Origin of the sequence: Pseudomonas sp. AU11447 (assembly GCF_001672555.2) — a bacterium.
GTDB lineage: Bacteria > Pseudomonadota > Gammaproteobacteria > Pseudomonadales > Pseudomonadaceae > Pseudomonas > Pseudomonas nitroreducens.
In genome coordinates, this window is record NZ_LZDG02000050.1 from 1 (window position 1) to 21,142 (window position 21,142).

The window sequence follows — 21,142 nt, forward strand, 5'->3', positions numbered from 1 at the left end:
GGTCAGTTGGTAGCCGGTGACGCTGCCGTCCACGTCGCTGGCGGTCGGAACCTGGCCATTGAGAACGGTGTTCTCCTCGGTGGTGGCGGTGCCCGGCTGGGCAACCGGCGCGTCGTTGGTGCCGGTGACGGTAATGGTGATGGTCTGCGGGTCACTCAGCGCRCCGTTGTTGTCCTTCGCCTGGTAGGTGAAGGTCACGTCGCGGGTCTCGCCCTGGGCGAGGCTGTCGAAGTCCTTGCCGGGGTTGAAGCTGTAGCTGCCGTCCGGRTTGAAGCTCAGGCTGCCGTTGCCCTGGCCGACGCCAGTGGTCAGYTGGTAGCCGGTGACGCTGCCGTCCACGTCGCTGGCGGCCGGAACCTGGCCGTTGAGCACGGTGTTCTCTTCGGTGGTGGCAGCGCCCGGCAGGGCGACCGGCGCGTCGTTGGTGCCGGTCAGGGTCACGGTAAGCGTGGCGGTGCTGGTGGCGCCGTGCTCGTCGGTGACGGTGTAGGGCACCTGCACCACCTGGGTCTCGCCCTCGGCCAGGTGCTGGTAGGCCGGGTCCTTGCCATCGAAGGTCCAGCTGCCGTCCGGCTTCAGGGTGAAGCCCGCCGGCGGGTTGCCGTTGGTAGTGAAGGTGAGGGTGCTGCCGGTGTCGCGGTCGGTGGCCACCAGTTGGCCGCCGATCACGCTGTCCTCGGTGACGCTGGCCTGGCCATCCTGGGCGACCGGCGTGTCGTTGGCGCCCTGCACGTTGATGGTGATGACGCGGGTGTCGGTAGCGCCGGACGGGTCGGTCACGGTGACGGTGAAGCTTTCGCTCGGGTTCTGCCCCAGGGGCAGGGCGTTCACCGCATTGGCGTCGACCACATAGGTGTAGCTGCCGTCGGTGTTGACGGTGAGCTCACCGTAGGCGCCCTTGGCGCTGCCGCTCCAGGTCAGGTTGGTGTCGTCGACGTCGGTGGCGGTCAGTTGACCCTTGATGTCGGCGAAGCTGTCGTTGGCGGCGGTGTCGGTGACGGTGCTGGTATAGGTGCCAGTAGCCACCGGAGCGTCGTTCACCGGGGTGATGCCGACGTTCACCACCAGGGTGCTGGTGGCGCCACGGGCGTCGGTGACGATCACGGTGAAACTGTCGGCGCCGTTGTAGTCGCCGTTCGGGTTGTACTGCCAGGTGCCGTTGGGATTGAGCACCAGCAGGCCATTGGCCGGGGCCTGGCCGACGCTGTAGCTGATGGTGTCGCCATTCGGATCGCGGGCGGCGAAGGTGCCCGTGAGCAGGGTGTCCTCGGCGGTGGTGAGGTTCAGCACACCGTTGCTGCCTTCGCTGAATTCTGGCGCGAGGTTGGGCGGCAGGTCGCCCTGGCGCTCGTCGCCGGCGGAGCCGCCGTTGTCCAGGCCGGCGGTGGCGTAGCCGATGTTCGGGTCGACGTGCCCGGCGGTGGCATCGAGCATCACGAAGCTGTGACCGCCACCTACGCCGCCATTGCCACCTGCCGACGGAGCGGCACTGGGGCCCGCCGCGGTAGGGGCGAGGGCCTGGGTCGGGTCGAGGCCGGCGGCGATGGCCTTCTGCAGGTCCTCGGTGCTCGGAGCGTTGGCCGGCTGCGCGGCTGCGTGGTGCGTCTCGGCCTGCGGTAGGTCGGCGCTGCTCCACTGGCTGTCGCGGCCCAGGTCCACCAGCTTGCCCTTGCCGACGTCGAGCGTCACCGCTCCTGCGGCGCCGGTGAGCAGCTGTTCGCCCTGGTAGATGCGGTCACCTTCGACCAGGACGCGCTGGACGCCCTCGGGGGATACCGCAATCACTTGGCCGATGATGCTTTTCACGACGGCGACGACGCTGCTCATGCACTTCTCCTGGTGAGGCTTGCCTGGTTGCCGACCGGGCCGCATGGAGGTCGGCGCCAGGGGCATTCCCTTGTCTGTAAGAGCAAAAAAGTTGGCGTCAAAAACATGGCTTATAGCGGATGGAAATTACGTATATGCCAATGTATTGACCATTCGATTGCCATCCTAAACAATTGGCAAATCGATGTCACTTTGATATCGGGTGCTCGCGTAAAAAAATTTAGCGTGAAATACATCACGCTTTTCGATGCTTCCTTGCAGCGCATTCGCCGGTCTTTTGACGCTATTTGCGGCAATCGAATCGCTGCGGCTATCCCATTGATAAGGATGTTTTCCTCATGCGTATGCGATTCGCTGCTGTAGTGCCCTTCGCCCTTTCATTCGTCCTGCCCGCCCACGCCGACTCGCTCAACCAGGCCATGCAGAAGGCCCTGGAGTACCACCCGGAAATCCAGGCCGGGGTGAACTCCCGACTCGCCGCGGACAAGCAGCTGCGTGCGGCGAAGGGTGGCTACCTGCCGTCCGTCGACCTGACCGCCGGTTATGGCCGTGAAGGCTCCGACAACACCACCACCCGTGGCCAAGGCGACCACTGGGAAACCCTGAACCGTGGCGAATCCAACCTTGCCCTGCGCCAGATGGTGTTCGACGGTTTCGCCACCTCCAGCGAAGTCGGCCGCCAGCAGGCCAACGTGAACTCCCGCGCCTACGCGTTGCTGGGAACCTCCGAGCGCACCGCGCTGGATGTCGCCCAGGTCTACACCGATGTGCTGCGTCGTCAGGAAATGGTTCGTCTGGCCGAGGAAAACCTGAAGAACCACCAGCGCGTCTACGACCAGATCAGCCTGCGCAGTGCCCGCGGCGTTGGTCGCCTCGCCGACCAGGACCAGGCCGAGGCCCGCCTGGCCCAGGCGCAGAACAACCTGATGACCGAGAAGACCAACCTGGCCGACGCCCGCACCAACTACTACAGCGTGGTGGGCAGCGACCCGGTGGACCTGAGCGACCCGACCGGTCTTGCCGGCCAGTTGCCGGAAGATCTGCAGGCCGCCCGTCGCCAGCTGGTGGAAAACAGCCCGATCCTGCGCTCCGCAGAATCCGACGTGGCCGCCGCCGAGAAGCAGTACGACGCGGCGAAATCGACCTTCTATCCGAGATTCGATGCAGAACTTTCCCGTGGTGCCGATAACAACCTCGACGGAGAAGAAGGCCACAACAACGAATGGCAGGCCATGCTGCGCATGCGCTACAACCTGTTCGCCGGTGGCAGCAACAAGGCCGAGCTGGAAGCCAAGTCCTACGAGGCGAACCAGGCCCTGGATATCCGCAACAACGCCCTGCGCCAGTTGAACGAGGAACTCGGATTGTCCTGGAACGCCCTGAACAACGCCCGCGACCAGCTGCCGATCGCCCGCCAGTATGTGGACTACAGCACCCGCGTGCGCGAGGCGTACCAGAAGCAGTTCACCATCGGCGAGCGCACCCTGCTCGATCTGCTGGACAGCGAGAACGAACTGTTCAACGCTTCGCGCCGTCTGGTCGACCTGAAGTACACCGAGCTGTTCACCCAGTACCGCATCAAGGCGACCCTGGGCGAGCTGCTCAAGAGCCAGGGCGTGGTAGCACCGATGGCTGCGGTGGCTTCCGAAGACATCAAGCCGCGAGTCCAGCTGCCCGGCCTTAACTAACCTGCCCGAGAGAGCATCCGCGTGGATCAAGAAGTCAGCGCAGTACCCCTAAGCCACGATCCGCGCGGTCTGCTCGACGACCCGCTGCTGGACAGCCTGCTGACGCTCTGTCAGCTGCACCAGAAGCCGGCCAGCCGCGCCATGCTCACCAGCGGCCTGCCGCTGCCCGGGCAGCGCCTCTCCGCCGAGCTGCTGCCCCGTGCGGCGGCTCGCGCCGGCCTGCAAGGGCGCCTGTTGCAGCGCAAGCTGGGGCAGATTCCGGCCCTCGCCATGCCGGCGATGCTGCTGCTGCGCGAAGGGCGCTGCGCAGTGCTGCTGGGCTGGGAAAGCAATGGCGATGCGCGCCTGCTGCTGTCGGAAAGCGATGGCGGTGAAGTGCGCGTTTCCCGCGAGCTGCTGAGCGAGGACTACGCCGGCCAGGCCTTCTTCGCCCAGCCGCAGCACAAGTTCGACCTGCAGCACGGCGAGCTGATCCCGCGCGCCAAGAGCTGGTTCCGCGACACCCTGAAGCGTTCCCGCTGGCTCTACGTCGACGCCGTCGCCGCGAGCCTGCTGATCAACCTGATCGCCCTGGCCGCGCCACTGTTCGTCATGAACGTGTACGACCGCGTGGTGCCCAACCAGGCCGCCGCCACCCTCTGGGTGCTGGCCATCGGCATCAGCGGCGCCTACCTGTTCGACCTGCTGCTCAAGACCATGCGCGGCCTGTGCCTGGACCTGGCCGGCAAGAAGACTGACCTGATCATCTCGGCGACGCTGTTCGAGCGCATCGTCGGCATGAGCATGAAGTACCGCCCGGCGCGGGTCGGCTCGTTCGCCCAGAACATCCACGAATTCCAGACGCTGCGCGACTTCCTCAACTCGCTCACGCTGACCACCCTGATCGACATGCCCTTCACCCTGCTGATCCTGCTGGTGATCGGCATCATCGGCGGGCCGCTGGTGTTCGTCCCGCTGGTTGCCTTCCCGCTGGCCGCGGGCCTGGGCTGGCTGCTGCAGAAGCCGCTGGTGGAGACCATGAACCGCACCATGGCGCTGGCCGCCGAACGCCAGTCGAGCCTGATCGAGACGCTCGCCAGCCTCGACGCGGTGAAGGTCAACAACGCCGAGAGCGAGCGCCAGTACCTCTGGGAGCAGACCATCGGCACCCTCAGCCGCCTGGAACTGCGGGTCAAGCTGCTGTCGACCCTGGCGATGAACATCACCGTGCTGATCCAGGCGCTGGCCGGGGTCGTCATGATCATCGGCGGCGTCTACCTGATCATCGCCGGCGACCTCTCCATGGGCGGCCTGATCGCCTGCTACATGCTCAATGGCCGCGCCCTCGGCCCGCTGACCCAGCTCTCCGGGCTGATCCAGCGCTACCAGCAGGCGCGCCTGTCCATGGCCACCACCAACCAGATGATGGAGCTGCCGCAGGAGCGCAACGCCGACGAACGTCCGTTGACCCGCTCGCAGCTGCGCGGCGGCATCGAGATGCGCGGCCTCGACTTCGCTTATCCGAACCAGCAGGTTGCGGCGCTGCACGGCATCAACCTGCAGATCCGCGCCGGCGAGAAGGTCGGCATCATCGGCCGCAGCGGCTCGGGCAAGAGCTCCCTGGCCAAGCTGATCGTCGGCCTGCACCAGCCCGAAAACGGCAACCTGCTGGTGGACGGCGCCGACGTGCGCCAACTGGACATCAGCGAGCTGCGCCACAACATCGGCTACGTGCCGCAGGACATCAGCCTGTTCAGCGGCACCCTGCGCGACAACCTGGTCAGCGGCGCGCGCTACATCGATGACGAACGCGTGCTGGAAGTGGCCGAGCTGACCGGCGTGAACGAGTTCGTCCGCCTGCACCCGCAGGGCTATGAACTGCAGGTCGGCGAGCGTGGCCACAACCTCTCCGGCGGCCAGCGGCAGAACGTCGCCCTGGCCCGCGCATTGCTGCTCGACCCGCCGATCCTGCTGCTGGACGAACCCACCAGCGCCATGGACAACGCCGGCGAGGAGCGCCTCAAACAGCGCCTGCAATCGATCATGGGCGAAAAGACACTGCTGCTGGTCACCCACCGCGCCTCCATGCTCAGCCTGGTGGACCGCCTGGTGATCATCGACAAGGGACGCATCATTGCCGACGGTCCGAAGGACGTGGTCATGGATGCACTGAAGAAGGGGCAGATCAGTGTCGCTTAATCCTCTGGGCAGTATCCGCCACTCTGTCCGTGGCTATTTCAAGGGCGGCGACAACCTCTCCGGCCAGCCGCTTCCGGAAGTCAGCAAGGCGCTGATCGAGGACGCGCCGCGCGTGGTGCGCCTGACCATCTGGATCTTGATCGGCTTCGTCGCCTTCCTGCTGCTCTGGGCACACTTCGCGCAGATCGACGAGGTCACCCGCGGCGAGGGCAAGGCGATTCCCTCGTCCAAGGTACAGAAGATCCAGAACCTGGAAGGCGGCATCGTCTCGCAGATATTCGTCCACGAAGGGCAGGTGGTGCAGGCCGGCGAGCAACTGATGCGCCTGGACCCGACGCGCTTCCAGTCCAACGTCGGTGAAACCGAGGCCGACCGCCTGGCGATGTTCCTGCGGGTGGAGCGGCTGTCTGCCGAGGTGGAAGAGCGCGCGCTGAACATCCCCGACGATGTGCGCGCCAAGGTGCCCGGCCAGGCCAGCAGTGAAGAGGCGCTGTTCCACAGCCGCCAGCAGCAGCTCAAGGACGAAACCGATGGCCTGCAGCAACAGCTGGTGCAGAAGCAGCAGGAACTGCGCGAGTTCGTCTCCAAGCAGGCGCAGTACCGCAACAGCCTGAACCTGCTGCGCCAGGAGATTTCCATGTCCGAGCCGCTGGTGGCGCAGGGCGCGATGTCCCAGGTGGAACTGCTGCGTCTCAAGCGCGGTGAAGTGGAAAACCGTGGCCAGCTCGATGCCACCACCCTGGCGATCCCACGGGCCGAGGCAGCGGTGAAGGAAGTGGAGCGCAAGGTTGCCGAAACCCGGTCGCGCTTCCGCAGCGATGCACTGAAGGAACTCAACGAAGCCCGCACCGAGCTGAGCAAGGCCACCGCCACCGGCAAGGCGCTGGAGGATCGCGTCAGCCGCACCCTGGTCACCTCGCCAGTGCGCGGCATCGTCAAGCAACTGCTGGTGAACACCATCGGCGGTGTGATCCAGCCGGGCAGCGACCTGATCGAGATCGTCCCTCTGGACGACACCCTGCTGGTGGAAGCGCGCATCCGTCCGCAGGACATCGCCTTCCTGCGCCCCGGCCAGCACGCCATGGTCAAGTTCACCGCCTACGACTACACCATCTACGGTGGCCTGCAGGCGGACCTGGAGCAGATCGGCGCCGACACCGTCACCGACGAGGACGGCAACAGCTTCTACCTGATCAAGCTGCGCACCCGCAAAAGCCACCTGGGCAGCGACGACAAGCCGTTGCTGATCATCCCCGGCATGATCGCCACCGTGGACATCATGACCGGCAAGAAGAGCATCCTCAGCTACCTGCTCAAGCCCATCCTGCGGGCCAAGGCGGAAGCGCTGCGCGAGCGGTAAGCCGAGAGGGCCTGCGCAAAAGGGCCATCCCATGGGATGGCCCTTTTTTGTGGGTGCACGGGACTCCGTCCGCGATCAGCTCAACCCCTGCGCGTTGGCTGGAACACGGTTCGCGAGCAAGCTCGCTCCTACAAGAGCGCCATGCAGCAATCCGTGTCTGTAGGGGCGAGCTTGCTCGCGAACCAGCCGCAGCGAATCAATACGCCACGGTAAACCGCTGCTGATGATGATTGGCCTGCTCGGCCTCATCGATCATCGCCACCGCCAGGTCCGGCAGGGAAATGCGGCTCTCGCCGTTGCCATCGAACAACACCTGGTCGCCGCCGATGCGGAAGCTGCCGGTGCGGGTTTCGCCGTCGAGCAGCATCGCCGGGCTGAGGAAAGCCCAGTCGAGTTCCTTCTCGGCGCGCAACTGATCCAGCGCGTCGGCGGCGCCGAGTGCACTCTGTTTCCATTGCTCGGGGAATTCCGGGCTGTCCACCAGACGTTGGCCGGGGGCGATCTCCAGGCTGCCGGCGCCGCCGAGAACCAGCAGGCGCTTCACACCGGACGCCTTCACGCCGTCAAGAATGGCGCGGCTGCCCTTGGCGTGGGCGCCACGGATATCCGGGTTGCCCCAGCCAGCATTGAATGCGCTGACCACGACGTCCTGCCCGGCCACGGCGCGGGCGACCTGGGCCGGGTCGTAGACGTCGGCCTGGATCACCTTGAGGTTGTCGCGCGCCGGCAGCTTCGCCGGGTCGCGCACCAGCGCGGTCACGCTATGGCCGCGGCGCAGGGCTTCTTCGAGGAAGTAGTGGCCAACGTGGCCGGTCGCGCCGATCAGGGCAATGTTCATGGAATCACCTTTGTGGGAGAAATCGCCGCGCGCTGGCGGCAGGTGATTCATCTTCGACCCGACGCGGTTGTGGATAAAGCCACCCTTACGCCATGCACTCGTAAGCGTGGCTTCACAATAAGGTCAGTTATCGAAGAGTTTCTGCACCACCGAGAAGTCCTGCTCGCCATGGCCCTGTTTCACCAGCAGGCGATACAGCGCCAGTGCCAGGCTGCCCATGGGCGTGCTGTTGCCGCTGACCTGTGCTGTTTCCAGCGCGAGGCCCAGGTCCTTGGTCATCAGCGACGTCATGAAGCCACCGCTGTAGCCGCGTGAGGCGGGGGCATTCTCCATCACGCCGGGCCAGGGGTTGTACACCTCCAATGCCCAGTTGCCGCCGGAGCTGCGGCGCATGATCTCCGACAGCACGGCAGGGTCCAGCCCGTTGGCGGCGCCGAGGGCGAGGGATTCGGCGGTGCCGATCATCAGCACGGCGAGCAGCTGGTTGTTGCACACCTTGGCGACCTGCCCGGCGCCGTCGCCGCCGGCGTGGAAGATGTTCCGGCCCATGGCGGAAAACACCGGGCGGGCGCGTTCGAGCACCTCGGCGTCGCCACCGACCATGAAGGTCAGGGTACCGGCGATGGCGCCGCCGGTGCCGCCGGAGACCGGTGCATCGAGCATGGGAATCCCGCGCTCGACGGCAGCCTGGTGGACCTTGCGCGCCGAGGCGGGGGCGATGGTAGAGCACTCCAGCACCAGGGTGCCGGGGGCAATGTGCGCCAGCAGGCCCTCGTTGCCGAGGTAGAGCCCCTCGACGTGCCCGCTGGCCGGCAGCATGGTGACCACCACGTCGGCGCCGTCCACCGCGTCATGGGCGCTGCGGGCGGCGCTGGCACCCTGGACGACCAGGCCGTCGATGGCGCTCTGCACCAGGTCGAACACGCGCAGCAGGTAGCCGGCCTTGATCAGGTTGGCGGCCATGGGGGCGCCCATGTGGCCGAGGCCGATGAAGGCGATGGTTTGCATGCTGGTTTCCTCCTGTTGGACCGCAGGGCACTCCAGCGCCAGGAGAAGTCATGCCAGCTCCGGGCGGCAGCTCTCGCAGGGCGCATAACGCGCAAGCGTTATCCGCCACTCAGGTGGGCGGCGGATAACCTGTTCCAGGTTATGCGCCCTACGCAGCTACAGAGGACGGCAGGGGCGGCTAAAGATCCGCCAGCGGATGCTCGCCCTCCCAGGTCGCGTCGAAGTGCGCATTCACCACAGCATCAGGTATGGCAGCGATATCCGGCCAGTGCCAGTGCGGGGTGTTGTCCTTGTCGATCAGCCGGGCCCGCACGCCTTCCGGGAACTCCGGGTGGCGGCAGCAGTTCAGGCTCATCGCGTACTCCATGCGGAACACCTCGGCAGTCGACAGATGGCGTGCGCGGCGGATCTGTTCCCAGACCAGATGAGCGGTCAGCGGGCAGCCCGAGGCGAGGGTCTTCGCTCCCCGCGCGATCAGCGTGTCCTCGTCATCGGCCAGTGCGGTGAGGGCGTGCCAGGCCTCGGCGATGTTGGCGCTGTCCAGCACCGCATCCAGGCGTTCGCGGCGTGGCAGCAACTGGGCATCCGGCAATTCACCGCGGGCTTCGTTTTCCAGCGCCTGCAGCAGGCTGTGCAGTTGCACGTCGGCCTGTTCGCGCCAGTTCAGTTGCACCAGGCCTTCGATCAGGTCTTCCTGCTGGGTATCGAGCAGGAAGCGGTCGGCGAGGTCCAGGTCCAGTGCGTCGCGGGCGTTCATCTGCGTGGCGGTCAGGCCGAGGAACAGGCCGAGGCGGCCGGGCAGGCGGGCGAGGAACCAGCTCGCGCCGACGTCCGGGTACAGGCCGATGTTCACTTCCGGCATGGCCAGGCGGCTGCTGGGCGTGACGATGCGCACGCCGGCGCCCTGCATCAGGCCCATGCCGCCGCCCATCACGTAGCCGTGGGCCCAGCAGATCAGCGGTTTGCCGTAGGTGTGGATGAGGTAGTCCAGGCGGTATTCATCGGCGAAGAAGCGGCGGGCGAGGGCGGGAACCTCGCCGGGCTGCTCGCGGCAGGCGTCCACCAGCTTGCGCACGTCGCCGCCGGCGCAGAAGGCCTTGCCGCCGTTGCCGCGCAACACCACGCAGGCGATCTGCGGGTCGTCCTTCCACACGTGCAGTTGATGGTTCATCGCCTCGATCATCGGCAGGCTCAGGGCGTTCAGGCTCTTCTCCGCGTCCAGCGTCACCACGCCAATGCGGAAGCCGTGCAGGCCAGGGCGTTCTTCGAACATCACATTCATGGTCGGGGCCTTATTGGTTGCGCCAGTGCGGATCGCGTTTCTCCAGGAAGGCGTTCACGCCTTCGCGGGTGTCATCGGCGTCGAACAGGTCGACGAAGCGCTCGCGCTCCTCCGGCAGCCAGGTGGTCGGGCCGCGTTCGCGGGCGCCCTGGATCAGCGGCTTGATGGTGCGCACCGCCACCGGGCTCTGGCGCGCGACCTTGGCTGCCAGCAGCAGAGCCGTGCCGCGTGCCTCGCCGGCGTCGACGACCTGCTCGACCAGGCCGATGCGCAGCGCCGTCTCGGCATCCACGCGCTCGCCGCAGAGGATCATGCGCTTGGCCCAGCCCTCGCCCACCAGCCACGGCAGCGCCTGGGTACCGCCGGCGCAGGGCAGCAGGCCTACGGCAGCTTCGGGCAGGGCCATCTGTGCCTGGCGCTCGGCGATGCGGATGTCGCAGGCCAGCGCGCACTCCAGGCCGCCACCCATGGCGTAGCCGTTGATCGCGGCGATGGAGACGCCACGGAAGTCGCGCAGCGCTTCGAAGGCTTCGCCGAAGCGGCGGGCCATCTCGCGGGCGCGGGCCTTGTCACCGTCGGCGAACATATTCAGGTCGGCGCCGGCGGAGAAGAATTTCGGCCCCTGCCCAGTCACCACCAGGGCGTAGATGTCGTCGTCGCGGTTCAGGTGCTCGATCACCTGGCGCAGGCCGATCAGCGAGTCGCGGTCCCAGGTGTTGGCCGGCGGGTGGTTGATGGTGATCAGCGCGGTGTGGCCGTGCTTTTCCACCGTCAGCTTGTGGGTCAGGTCGAAGACTCCGGGCTTGTAGGGCTCGAGGGCGTTGCTCATGGGCATCTCCTTGGCGGTCATGGGCATGGACTCTAGGCAGGTCGGCCGTGATGAGTCCATGTCCGTTCTGTTCGATTGCACCCGCATCGGCGGGCGGTTTTTCCATTTCTTGCCGGGCTTCCCTCTCTCTGACCCTGGCTACGCGTCCCGCTCCGAAGGGAGAGGGCGGGGGAGAGGGGCTGTCCGCCTGCCCCCAAATTGCTTGGTGGTCACAGAAACCGATCCAGCATCCCACCCTGTTCCAACAGACGGCGGGCAACGATTACCCGCATGATCTCGTTGGTGCCTTCGAGAATCTGGTGCACGCGGCTGTCGCGCACCCAGCGCTCCAGCGGGTAGTCGTTGAGGTAGCCGTAGCCGCCGTGCAGTTGCAGCGCCTCGTTGCACAACACAAAGCAGCGGTCGGTGGCGAAGCGTTTGGCCATGGCGCAATACAGCGTCGCCTCGCCGTCCTTGTGGTCCAGTTTGTGCGCGGCCAGGCGCACCATCTGCCGGCTGGCGGTGAGGTCGGTGAGCATGTCGGCGAGCTTGAACTGCAACGCCTGGAATTCGGCCAGCGCCTTGCCGAACTGCTTGCGTTCCTCGACGTAGCGCAGCGATTGCTCCAGCGCCGCCTGGGCGGCGCCGAGGGAACAGCTGGCGATGTTCAGGCGGCCGCCGTCCAGGCCCTTCATGGCATAGACGAAGCCTTGGCCTTCCGGTCCGATGCGGTTGCCGGCGGGAATGCGCACGCCTTCGAAGGTGATGGTGCGGGTCGGCTGGGCCTTCCAGCCCATCTTGTCCTCGTTGCGGCCGTAGCGGATGCCCTCGGCGTTGGCCGGCACCAGGAAGCAGGAAATGCCCTTGGCGCCTTCCTCGCCGGTGCGCGCCATGACGATCAGCACGTCGGTGCTGCCGGCGCCGGAGATGAAGGTCTTGGCGCCGTCGAGCACGTAGTCGTTGCCATCCCGCCTGGCGCGGGTGCGCAGGCGCGCGGCGTCGGAGCCGGCATCTGGCTCGGTGAGGCAATAGGAGGCCAGCAACTCACCGCCGATCAGGCCCGGCAGCCACTGCTCCTTGAGCGCGGCGTCGGCGAAGCTGGCGAGCATCCAGCTGGCCATGTTGTGGATGGTCATGTAGGCGGTGGTGGCGACGCAGCCGGCGGCCAGTTGCTCGAAGATCAGCGACGCGGACAACCGCGACAGGCCAAGGCCGCCGTCCTCTTCGGCGATGTACAGGCCCAGGTAGCCCTGTTCGGCAGCGCGACGGATGACCTCCACCGGGAAGTGGTGCTGGCGGTCCCAGTCGGCGGCGTGGGGCGCCAGTTCGCGGCTGGCGAAGGCGCGGGCGCTGTCCACCAGCAGGCGTTGTTCTTCGGACAGATCGAAATGCATGCAGCTACCTCTGTTTATTCTTGTCGGCTACAGCGGCGTGCGTGGCGCACGCGTTCTTTTCGCTTGGAGAGTTCCGGTTATAGCGGTTGCGCCCGCGGCTGTGGATTGACGATCTTGGGCAATGGATGGACGATCTTGGCATTGCCGATTCCGGAGGCCAGCCGTGTCCCGCCCGCTCATTTCCACCTGGCCGCTGCCGCAGCAGGGCGTGCGCTTCATCACTCCGCCACGCCTGCGCCGCGCGCTGGACCGCCATCCGCTGGGTCAGGCCTGCTATCCACTGGCCCTGGGCTACTACCCGGCAGCCGTGGGGCACCGCATGGAGCGGGAAATCCCTGATGATCACCTGCTGATCTACTGCAGCGCCGGGCAAGGCTGGCTGGAAACAGCGGATGGACGATTCGAGGTCACCGGCGGTGACCTGCTGGTGCTGCCCAAAGGCCGTGCCCATGCCTATGGGGCCGATCCGCAGCGGCCCTGGTCGATCTTCTGGGTGCACCTGGACGGCCGGTTGGCGGAGGATTTCCTGCGTCCGCTGGGCAAATCGCCGCGCCTGCGGGTGGGCGTGCAGCCGCGCATCCTCGGGGAATTCGATGCGCTGTTGGCGCTGCGCCGCCAGGGCCTGAGCCTGCCGCACTTCATCCATGCCGCCCACCTGTTGCAGAGCCTGCTGACTTCCCTGGCCCTGCGCCCGGCGCGCGCGCGGCTGAAGTCCGGCCGGGTGCTGGACGTGGAGGCGGTGCAGGCGATGATGCGCGAGCATTTGCACGACGCGCTGAACCTCGACGAGCTGGCCGCGCAGTTCCGCTTGTCGCGCTTCCACTTCGCCAAGACCTACCGCGCGTTGACTGGCCAGGCGCCGATCCAGGATTTCATCCGGCTGAAGATGACCCACGCCTGTCGCCTGCTCGACCAGGGCAATCTCGAAGTGCGCCAGGTCGCCGAGCAGCTGGGCTACGCCGATCCGTACTACTTCTCGCGGCTGTTCAAGAGCGTGGTAGGCATGGCGCCCAGTCACTACCGGGCGCTGCATACCGGTTGAGCCTGACGCGCGGCGTCTACCGGGATGGCGTGTGCCACCGTGCAGATCGAGTCGAGGCTCGCTAGTCTGCGGCGACGACAATAAAGGAATGACCCATGCTCCCCGTGATCGCCGAACTGCTGCTGACCCTGGCCTGCTGCATCGCCGCCTGGCTCGCCCTGCGCGAGCAACAGGGTTGGCGGGCGTTGGGCTTCGTGTCGATGGGCGTTGCGGCGTTTCTCGGGGCGCTGGAGTACGGTGGCGCGACGGTGCTGGTCGAACCGCATCATCTGGCGAGCGTGCTCTCCGGTGCGGTCGGCTTGCCGCTGATCGCGCTGGGGCGGCTCTCCGGTTCGCCCTTGCAGCGCGCGCTGGTGTTGCTGGCGTGCATGGCGCTGGTGATGCTGCCGTCCCAGGTCACGCTGCTGACCAACCTCGTTGCACTTCTGGTCATCGCCTGGCCGGGGCGCTCGCGGCGCCATCTGCTGGCCCTGCTCGGCGCGCTGCTGTTCATCGGCAGCGGCCTGCTGATCGGTACCCGCGGTGAACTGGCTGGTGTGCCACGCCGTGAGCTGTTTCACCTGGGGCTGACGCTTGCCGTGGTGGTGTGGATGCTTGCCGGCCTGGGCAGCGGTGTGCCGCGTTTGCCGGGTGGGTGGGCGGTGCGGCGCAAGGCGCCTTGACTTGACCGGGGCGCTTGCTTAGCGTGCCGGTTCGTTTCACCAGGCAGACGCACCATGACCAACGAAGATCGGATCAAGCTGGAACCCAGCTGGAAAGAAGCCCTCCACGAGGAATTCGAGAAGCCCTACATGAAGCAGTTGGGTGAATTCCTCCGCGCGGAGAAGGCCGCCGGCAAGGTGATCTTCCCGCCCGGCCCGCTGATCTTCAACGCGCTGAACACCACGCCGCTTGCGCGCATCAAGGTGGTGATCATCGGCCAGGACCCGTACCACGGCCCCGGCCAGGCCCACGGCCTGTGCTTCTCGGTGCAGCCGGGCGTGCCGACGCCGCCGTCGCTGCAGAATATCTATAAAGAGCTGCAACGCGACCTCAACCTGCCGATCCCCAACCACGGCTATCTGCAGCACTGGGCTGAGCAGGGCGTGCTGCTGCTCAACACCTCGCTGACCGTCGAGCAGGCCAACGCCGGCTCCCATGCGAAAGCCGGCTGGCAGCCCTTCACCGACCGGATTATCGAAGTAGTCAGCGAGCGCTGCGAGAACCTGGTGTTCCTGCTCTGGGGCTCCCACGCGCAGAGCAAGCAGAAGCTGATCGACCCGCAGAAGCACCTGGTGCTCAAGTCCGCGCACCCGTCGCCGCTGTCGGCCTACCGTGGCTTCCTCGGCAACGGCCATTTCAGCCGCACCAACAAGTTCCTCGAGCAGCACGGCCTCGAGCCCATCGACTGGTCGCTACCGCCGGCGTGATGCCGCTGCTCCTGCGTGGGTGGCTGTTGATCCTGCCGGGCCTGCTGCTTGGCGCGAGCGGCTTTGCCGCCGGTTCCCATCTCGAAGACTGGCGCTCCACCGAGTCGGTCCAGGGCCTGTACGAGATCGACCAGGCTGCACGTGCCTTCGTGGCTGCCGAGAACGCCCGCAGCAACTCCAATTGGACCGTCGCCGAACCCAATCTCAAGACTCTCGTCGCCCGTTGCTCGGTGCCACTGGATGCCCGCTGGGGCGAGATTCACCTGTTCGCCCCGGATGGCCGCGAGCTCACCCGCAAGGTCGTCGAAGTCTTCTGCGCCAAACCCGTCAGTGGCAAAAGCTGGATGGTCCCGCTGCGGGTTCTTTCCGCTTCTTGATTCGTCCGAAAGATTATCTTTTGTATTGTGTTTGCGACAGCAGACTCTGAGCGTTGTTAGGGGGAGGTTAGAAAAATAAATCTGTCCCCTTTTCGGGTGATAATTTATTCGTTGTAGGTAAGTTTCTCCTTTGGGCTTTTTTTCTTTGTCTCACCATTGTTTATATTGTATTTTTTCTTTGTGAAGATTACTCCGGGTAATGGTGATGATTTGTATAAGAGGGAGCATTTTCAATTCCTCTTAGTAGTGGCCTCTGGGACTCTAATGAAAAGTCGCACTAATTATTTAGATGGTGTTGAAGTGGCCTTTTTGTTGGGGGAATGTCAGCGGCAAAAATGTGGATTGACGATAGAGATACTATTATTAATGTGTTTTTTCCATTTTTCCTAAGAAAGTTAAAATTTCCCATTGCTTTCTTGCTTGAACTCGATGGACTTGATGAAATTAATGGTCATTGTCCGGAATTTTTCATCCAGCATCGGCGTTGGTTGTATGTTTTCAGTTGTGCCAATCAAGACGACGTTATCGTGCAAAAGACAGAATCTCATTTGATCGTAGATATTTCTGGATTTTGATCTGTGAAATGCAGCGAAGCCTGTCCAATTGCTTTTGGTGATGTTTTCTATTGTGTAGTTTTTTTGCTCACCAAACTCTTCAGGGAGTATGAATTTTCCGTTAACAAGATTGGCTGGGCATTTCCGCTTGTTTGATTCAATGATTTCATTGGTTTCAAATTTTTGTGCGGACTTCTCAATTTTAAGAAATGGGAGGTTTTCTGCGGACTCACAAATCAGCCCTAGCCACCTCAGGTTTCTACGGCCTGGATTTTTAAAGCTCCACTCATATCCTGAATAAGTTTCGGGCTGCCATAAGTAGGGCGTGAGTTTTTGGTCTATTGTTGGTGTTTTTTCATAAATTATAATATCTGGAGTGTTGTGAGTTATGATTTGTCTCTTATTTAAGGTTGCAGAGTAAATGCATTCTCCCTGTCTTATCTCTAGAGGCCCAGTTAGGCTTAATGATTTTTCCTCTCCCGGTTCATTTCCAAGTACTGGTATTTGAGCGTGGCAAAGAATTGGGCTGAAAGTTAAGATTGCAAAAAATGTTTTGAATAAAAGTCGCTGGCTCATGACTGGATTTCTCGTCTGGAAAAGTCCTGTGGTAAGAAGCTCAAGCTTCCGTCATCCCACTTGAATTGTACGTTGTCTAATAGAACAAATTGCGAATTGGTAAATGCCATGAAGCGAGCCTGAATTCCCCAGATTAAAGAATAGTTTGTTGCTGGGTGGCCAATGTTTACTGTCGCCGCTACCTTGCCGAAAGCCAGATTTTCGTAGTATCGCTTGTTTCCTGGGTCGTTTGGACTGTTTTAAGAGTGCTGCTGGAGTCGGTTAGATAAGAGTCTGCTTGCATTGCCGACTTTGACCATGCCCAGTATGCGCCGGCACTATGTGCTGCTTCATATGCGTTTTTGGTATTATTTCTTCGGCTTATGATCTCGCTTGAAATTCCTGTAGAGGTATCGCTAAGGCTGTGTGTTGGGTCGTTCATTGATTTCTGCCCTTGAATTATCGGGCGGTTGTTATTGGCTTGAGTGGTGTGAAGTTCTAGGATTGACTTGGTAGCATTGTCGATAGGTCTACCTTGAAACTTCCAATATTCCAAGTAATTTGATGCGTGTGTTAGTTGGAGGAGTCCTCTGCCGTCCCAAGGTGCGTACCAATAACTGCTTGCTTCATGAAACTTTTGATACCACTGGGTTTCTTGAGTTGCATTCCCAAATAAGCACGCTAGCCTGACTTTGTCAGCGACTAAGAATTTTCGCAGTGATTTGTTTAATTCTATTCTTCGTGACTTTGCTGTTTCATTGCTTGAGCTAAGAAGCCCCTCAGCACCACTTAGGGTGATGCTCTCCCATATCCACTGTTGTGCAGATTTTCTCAGCGAGTTGGCGGGTAGTGTTTGAAGCATTTCGCTCCTGCTTAGCCAAGTGCACGTTTTAAGCGATGCAATAGTTTCTCTTGGCGGAAAATGCCAATGCTTACTTTCTATCCCCTCTAAGCCAGCCTCCTCCCAAAACGCCATCGCCTGATGGTGTCGCTCAAGCTCCTTGAAATCATCCTCAGACATTGAGCCGTGATCCGCGACTCGCTTCAACCAGCGATAGCGAATCTCAAAATCCTCCCGCGCCCATTCGGTGGGGAACTTGCAGATCACGCGTTTGAGCTTGCCCTGGTTCTCAGGCTCTTTCAGCCGGGTCGTGTTCAGTTCCCGCTCATCCATGTTCTGCTCGGACAGCCGCCGCCGGTCGCCGTCATACATGCTGTCGTACTCCGGCGAGGTGGCAATGGTGGCGGCATCGGGTTGGCGCGGTGGCGGGTCGCTCAGGTAGCTCGGTGGTTCGAGCAGGCTGCGGATGTAGTCTGACTGGCAGTGGCTGTCCTCGTTGGAGTCGTCGTTGATCAGGCGCCAGCCCATCCAGTGGGGGAAGTCGGCATCACTGAAACGGGTCACGCCGGRTGCGTTGAGGTTGAACCAGGCGCTGCGCTCTGTTTCGCCGGCCTCGGTGCGGGGTAGCAAGCAGATTTTCCGCCAATGYGCGGCGTTGGCCGGCTGGAGTGCATCCGGTCCCAGCACGCGACCGAAGCGCAGTAGTTCGTAGCCGGCACTGGGGCAGCCGGGGTAGCGACGGGTGGCGGTGGTGTAGAGGTTGTATTCGAAGTCCGCCTCTTCCTGCTGGATGCCGATCTGTTCGCCGTTGACGCAGTAGGTGGTCAGCCGGCACTGGCCTCTGTCGTACGTCATGCGGACGATGAGACCCTGGCTCAGTTGTTCGGCAACTGTCGGGCTGTAGCCTTCACTTCCCGCAAAGCCATTTTCGCTACTCCAGCCTCCGGTCAGTTGCGGGCTGCGGTAGGCCACGTCTGAGGAGCTGTTGGGTTGCGCAAGGTTCGTTGGCGGTGAGGCATATCCCAAGAGGGTGTTGGGAAGGAAGAAGTACATGTCTCCCCAGCAACTGTCGGTGCGGCCATTCTGGTTCTGGTAGTCGAGGTCGCGCTGGTTGCGGCCGGTGAGGTGGGTGATCTGGCTGTCGTCGGCRATGATCTCGAAGTGAACCTTGCCGACACTGCCGTATATCTGCCCGGCTTCGCCAATGCTGTCCTTGCGGTAAATGCGCTGGTTGAGTTGCGGGTGGGGGATGTTGATTTTCGACAGGTGCATGTAGATCGAGAAGAACACCACCTGCCCGCGTTCGCCTTCACCGATCTCGGTTTCGTGACGCAGAACGACGCAGCCGTTGTCAGTCCAGCCGTCTCCGTAGTTGAGTGCATGCTCAGGATCATCCGAACGCGTCGTCGGCGCCCGGAAGTAGGCCAGGGTTCCATCGGCGATGGCTCTTATGGGTAGTGGCCTGCCGTTTTCCTGCGGTGCTCGCAGGTGCATGCCGCCATGCCAGTTTAAGTCGAAGCTCAGTGGATAGGCGCCATCACCCACTTCACCGCCGGGCATGGCGCGTTCGACAAAAGCTTCATCGGTTTCTCCCGCTATCGGCGCGGGAATGAAGGGAGGGCTGATGATCATTGGAAGGGTCCTTGCACTTCGTTTGCGTTGAAAGCGGGTGCTATCTGTAGGGCTCGACTGCGGCTCTAGGAGCGGCTAACGCTATCAGCGCGATTCGTGGCAAAGAGTTAGGACATTTCTCTTTGGCTGAGCGTAAAGCTCTTCGGCAGTTAGTGGTTTGGATGTAGGAGGGGGCTGGCGAGGATCGGTTTGGCGCAACGGCAGGTTAGGGGGGGGCAGTCTGCCGGAGGTTCTAAACCGATTGGCGACGCACTTCTGGGATGTCCCAAAAAAGAGGCCCGCACAAAGGCGGGCCTTGAAAGTCGCCGCGCGTCTCGACGCGGCGAGCGTGGTTGCTTTTACGCGGCGTCAGCCAGCGCCTCGCGGGAGCGGCGGGCGCGTTTGCGCCAGGCGCGGTAGAGCGGCAGGCCGAGCATCAGCGCGACCAGCGCCCAGGTGCCGATGGCGATGGGGCTGGACCAGAGGATGCCCAGTTCGCCGTTGGAGATGGACAGTGCGCGGCGTAGGTTCTGCTCCATCAGCCCGCCGAGGATGAAGCCCAGCAGCAGCGGCGAGAGCGGGAAGTCCAGCTTGCGCAGGATGTAGCCGAGGATGCCGATGGCGACCATCAGGAACAGGTCGAAGGTGGTGGCGTGCACGGCGTACACGCCGATCGCGGTGATGATCGCGATGCCCGGCACCAGCGCCCAGTTCGGCACCGAGAGGATGCGGGTGAACACCCGGACCATCGGCACGTTGAGGATGATCAGCATGACGTTGGCGATGAACAGCGAGGCGATCAGGCCCCAGACGATGTTTGGCTGTTCCTGGAACAGCAGCGGGCCGGGGGTGATGTTGTACAGGCTGAGCGCGCCGATCATAACCGCGGTGGTGCCCGAGCCGGGTACGCCGAGGGTCAGCATCGGCACCAGGGCGCCGCAGGCGGAGGCGCCGATGGCGGTTTCCGGGGCGGCCAGGCCGCGCAGGTCGCCCTTGCCGAACTTGCCCGACTCGCCGGCCATCTTCTTCTCGGTCATGTAGGCCACGGCGCTGGCCAGGGTCGCGCCGGCGCCGGGCAGTACGCCCATGATGAAGCCGAGCAGGCCGCAGCGCAGGTTGACCACCGCCACCGAGGCCGCTTCCTTCGCGTTGAACAGCATGCGTCCGCTGGCTTCGACCATCTTGTGGCCGTGGTGGGTCTTCTCCAGCAGCAGGAGGATTTCGCTGACCGAGAACAGACCCAGTACCAGCACGACGAACTGGATGCCGTCGGAGACGTGGATGTTGTCGAAGGTGAAGCGGTACACGCCGCTGTTGGCGTCGATGCCGACGCTGGAGAGGAACAGCCCGAGCAGCGCTGCCAGCAGCGTCTTCAGCGGCCGGTCGCCGGCCAGCCCGCCCAAGGCGACGATGGCGAAGACCATCAGCACGAAGTATTCCGCCGGGCCGAAGGCGATCGCCCATTTCGCCAGCAGCGGGGCGAACAGCACCATGCCGCAGGTGGCGATGAAGGCGCCAATGAACGAGCTCCAGGCCGACAGCGACAGGGCCACGCCGGCCAGGCCGTTGCGTGCCATGGGGTAGCCGTCGAGGGTGGTCATCACGGTGGAGGCTTCGCCGGGGATGTTCAGCAGGATCGAGGAAATCCGTCCGCCGTATTCGCAGCCCAGGTACACGGCGGCCAGCAGGATCAGCGCCGACTCCGGCGGCAGGCCAAGGGCGAAGGCCACCGGAATCAGCAGGGCCACGCCGTTGATCGGGCCCAGGCCCGGCAGCAGGCCGACGACGGTGCCGATCAGGGTGCCGATCAGCGCGGTGATCAGGTTGTAGGGGGTCAGGGCAACACCGAAGCCCTGACCGAGGTAGCTCAACGTATCCATGATTCAGTCCTCAGAGCAGGGGATCGAGGATGCCCAGCGGCAGCGGGACGTCCAGGGTGCGGTCGAACAGCACGTAGAGGCCGATGGCGAGCAGCGTGGCAGTGACCACGCTGGCCACCGGGCGGCCGCCGTAGATCAGCGCGATGAAGGTGCCAACCAGGGCACTGGCGGGGATGAAGCCCAGCGGCTCGAACAGCCCGGCGTAGACCGCCAGCAGCGCGACGCAGAGCACCACCTTGGCCAGCAGTGCGCCTTCCAGCGCGGGCTCGTCGTCCTCGCGCTTGATCGGCGTGGGCCGCACGATCAGCCAGGCGAGGCCGGCGGCCATCAAGCCCAGGCAGAGCAGCGGATAGGCGCGCGGGCCGACCGGTTCGTAGGAAAAGGGCGCCTGCAATTGCCAGGCGATCAAGGCGAAGGCGACGCAGGCGAACAGCCAGGCGCCGGCGAACAGCCGCTGGAAGAGGCTGGTACGGGACATGGGGAGTCTCCT

17 protein-coding genes are annotated in these 21,142 nt (G+C 63.5%); 7 read left to right on the forward strand and 10 right to left on the reverse strand.

The window, feature by feature from the left end; translation table 11 throughout:
- Positions 1-1,827, reverse strand: a 1,827-nt coding sequence (locus tag A6723_RS19405; RefSeq protein WP_175405566.1) for a retention module-containing protein, incomplete at its 3' end; no start/stop codon positions are given.
- Between the two features lie 338 nt (positions 1,828-2,165).
- Between A6723_RS19405 and A6723_RS19410 the strand changes: the two genes are divergently transcribed.
- From A6723_RS19410 to A6723_RS19420, 3 genes are read left to right on the forward strand one after another with little or no spacing between them, the layout of a single operon-like run.
- On the forward strand, positions 2,166-3,515 hold the full coding sequence (locus tag A6723_RS19410; RefSeq protein WP_037016421.1) for a TolC family outer membrane protein: 1,350 nt from the start codon (positions 2,166-2,168) through the stop codon (positions 3,513-3,515).
- Positions 3,516-3,536: 21 nt separating this feature from the next.
- On the forward strand, positions 3,537-5,693 hold the full coding sequence (locus A6723_RS19415; RefSeq protein WP_054909017.1) for a type I secretion system permease/ATPase: 2,157 nt from the start codon (positions 3,537-3,539) through the stop codon (positions 5,691-5,693).
- Positions 5,683-7,053, forward strand: coding sequence for an HlyD family type I secretion periplasmic adaptor subunit (locus tag A6723_RS19420; protein WP_054909016.1), 1,371 nt, complete (start codon positions 5,683-5,685; stop codon positions 7,051-7,053). Before A6723_RS19415 ends, A6723_RS19420 begins: the two co-directional genes overlap by 11 nt.
- Before the next feature lie 196 nt (positions 7,054-7,249).
- On the opposite strand, the gene A6723_RS19425 is transcribed toward A6723_RS19420, so the two are convergent.
- From A6723_RS19425 to A6723_RS19445, 5 genes are all read right to left on the reverse strand, one after another.
- Positions 7,250-7,891, reverse strand: a complete 642-nt coding sequence (locus A6723_RS19425; RefSeq protein ID WP_054909015.1) for an NAD(P)-dependent oxidoreductase — start codon at positions 7,889-7,891, stop codon at positions 7,250-7,252.
- 123 nt (positions 7,892-8,014) lie between these two features.
- On the reverse strand, positions 8,015-8,899 hold the full coding sequence (mmsB, locus tag A6723_RS19430; RefSeq protein ID WP_054909014.1) for a 3-hydroxyisobutyrate dehydrogenase: 885 nt from the start codon (positions 8,897-8,899) through the stop codon (positions 8,015-8,017).
- A 178-nt stretch (positions 8,900-9,077) separates the two neighbouring features.
- Positions 9,078-10,181 carry an enoyl-CoA hydratase/isomerase family protein gene (locus tag A6723_RS19435; RefSeq protein ID WP_054909013.1) on the reverse strand — a complete coding sequence of 368 codons (1,104 nt, stop codon included), beginning with the start codon at positions 10,179-10,181 and terminating at the stop codon, positions 9,078-9,080.
- Between the two features lie 10 nt (positions 10,182-10,191).
- On the reverse strand, positions 10,192-11,010 hold the full coding sequence (locus A6723_RS19440) for an enoyl-CoA hydratase (protein ID WP_054909022.1): 819 nt from the start codon (positions 11,008-11,010) through the stop codon (positions 10,192-10,194).
- Positions 11,011-11,219: 209 nt separating this feature from the next.
- Entirely contained in the window at positions 11,220-12,383 is a 1,164-nt protein-coding gene (locus tag A6723_RS19445; protein ID WP_054909012.1) for an isobutyryl-CoA dehydrogenase, read from the reverse strand.
- Positions 12,384-12,504: 121 nt separating this feature from the next.
- Between A6723_RS19445 and A6723_RS19450 the strand changes: the two genes are divergently transcribed.
- From A6723_RS19450 to A6723_RS19465, 4 genes are all read left to right on the forward strand, one after another.
- Positions 12,505-13,425, forward strand: coding sequence for an AraC family transcriptional regulator (locus tag A6723_RS19450; protein ID WP_054909011.1), 921 nt, complete (start codon positions 12,505-12,507; stop codon positions 13,423-13,425).
- Between the two features lie 95 nt (positions 13,426-13,520).
- On the forward strand, positions 13,521-14,087 hold the full coding sequence (locus tag A6723_RS19455) for a hypothetical protein (protein ID WP_054909010.1): 567 nt from the start codon (positions 13,521-13,523) through the stop codon (positions 14,085-14,087).
- Positions 14,088-14,141: 54 nt separating this feature from the next.
- On the forward strand, positions 14,142-14,834 hold the full coding sequence (gene ung, locus A6723_RS19460) for a uracil-DNA glycosylase (protein WP_054909009.1): 693 nt from the start codon (positions 14,142-14,144) through the stop codon (positions 14,832-14,834).
- The gene (locus tag A6723_RS19465) at positions 14,834-15,211 is read left to right on the forward strand and encodes a hypothetical protein (protein ID WP_054909008.1); all 378 of its coding nucleotides are present in this window, start codon (positions 14,834-14,836) and stop codon (positions 15,209-15,211) included. Before ung ends, A6723_RS19465 begins: the two co-directional genes overlap by 1 nt.
- 395 nt (positions 15,212-15,606) lie before the next feature.
- Here the strand turns inward: A6723_RS19465 and A6723_RS31820 are convergent, their stop codons facing one another.
- The 4 genes from A6723_RS31820 to A6723_RS19480 all read right to left on the reverse strand — a co-directional run bounded on the left by A6723_RS31820 (position 15,607) and on the right by A6723_RS19480 (position 21,130).
- A complete protein-coding gene (locus A6723_RS31820; RefSeq protein ID WP_139093021.1) occupies positions 15,607-16,341 on the reverse strand; it encodes a hypothetical protein in 735 nt (244 codons plus the stop codon).
- A 178-nt stretch (positions 16,342-16,519) separates the two neighbouring features.
- Positions 16,520-18,793 carry a M23 family metallopeptidase gene (locus tag A6723_RS19470; RefSeq protein WP_064979850.1) on the reverse strand — a complete coding sequence of 758 codons (2,274 nt, stop codon included), beginning with the start codon at positions 18,791-18,793 and terminating at the stop codon, positions 16,520-16,522.
- Positions 18,794-19,131: 338 nt separating this feature from the next.
- The gene (locus A6723_RS19475) at positions 19,132-20,652 is read right to left on the reverse strand and encodes a tripartite tricarboxylate transporter permease (protein ID WP_054909006.1); all 1,521 of its coding nucleotides are present in this window, start codon (positions 20,650-20,652) and stop codon (positions 19,132-19,134) included.
- Between the two features lie 10 nt (positions 20,653-20,662).
- Positions 20,663-21,130: a tripartite tricarboxylate transporter TctB family protein gene (locus A6723_RS19480; protein ID WP_038803784.1), complete on the reverse strand. Its 468-nt coding sequence runs from the start codon at positions 21,128-21,130 to the stop codon at positions 20,663-20,665.
- Between the last annotated feature and the right edge of the window lie 12 nt (positions 21,131-21,142).

Excerpts from the sequence above, each read along its gene's own strand:
- A6723_RS19410 (WP_037016421.1), top strand. The coding sequence starts at position 2,166 with ATGCGTATGCGATTCGCTGCTGTAGTGCCCTTCGCCCTTTCATTCGTC.
- A6723_RS19425 (WP_054909015.1), bottom strand. The coding sequence starts at position 7,891 with ATGAACATTGCCCTGATCGGCGCGACCGGCCACGTTGGCCACTACTTC.
- mmsB (WP_054909014.1), bottom strand. The coding sequence starts at position 8,899 with ATGCAAACCATCGCCTTCATCGGCCTCGGCCACATGGGCGCCCCCATG.
- A6723_RS19435 (WP_054909013.1), bottom strand. The coding sequence starts at position 10,181 with ATGAATGTGATGTTCGAAGAACGCCCTGGCCTGCACGGCTTCCGCATT.
- A6723_RS19440 (WP_054909022.1), bottom strand. The coding sequence starts at position 11,010 with ATGAGCAACGCCCTCGAGCCCTACAAGCCCGGAGTCTTCGACCTGACC.
- A6723_RS19445 (WP_054909012.1), bottom strand. The coding sequence starts at position 12,383 with ATGCATTTCGATCTGTCCGAAGAACAACGCCTGCTGGTGGACAGCGCC.
- A6723_RS19450 (WP_054909011.1), top strand. The coding sequence starts at position 12,505 with ATGGATGGACGATCTTGGCATTGCCGATTCCGGAGGCCAGCCGTGTCC.
- A6723_RS19455 (WP_054909010.1), top strand. The coding sequence starts at position 13,521 with ATGCTCCCCGTGATCGCCGAACTGCTGCTGACCCTGGCCTGCTGCATC.
- ung (WP_054909009.1), top strand. The coding sequence starts at position 14,142 with ATGACCAACGAAGATCGGATCAAGCTGGAACCCAGCTGGAAAGAAGCC.
- A6723_RS19465 (WP_054909008.1), top strand. The coding sequence starts at position 14,834 with ATGCCGCTGCTCCTGCGTGGGTGGCTGTTGATCCTGCCGGGCCTGCTG.
- A6723_RS31820 (WP_139093021.1), bottom strand. The coding sequence starts at position 16,341 with ATGAGCCAGCGACTTTTATTCAAAACATTTTTTGCAATCTTAACTTTC.
- A6723_RS19475 (WP_054909006.1), bottom strand. The coding sequence starts at position 20,652 with ATGGATACGTTGAGCTACCTCGGTCAGGGCTTCGGTGTTGCCCTGACC.
- A6723_RS19480 (WP_038803784.1), bottom strand. The coding sequence starts at position 21,130 with ATGTCCCGTACCAGCCTCTTCCAGCGGCTGTTCGCCGGCGCCTGGCTG.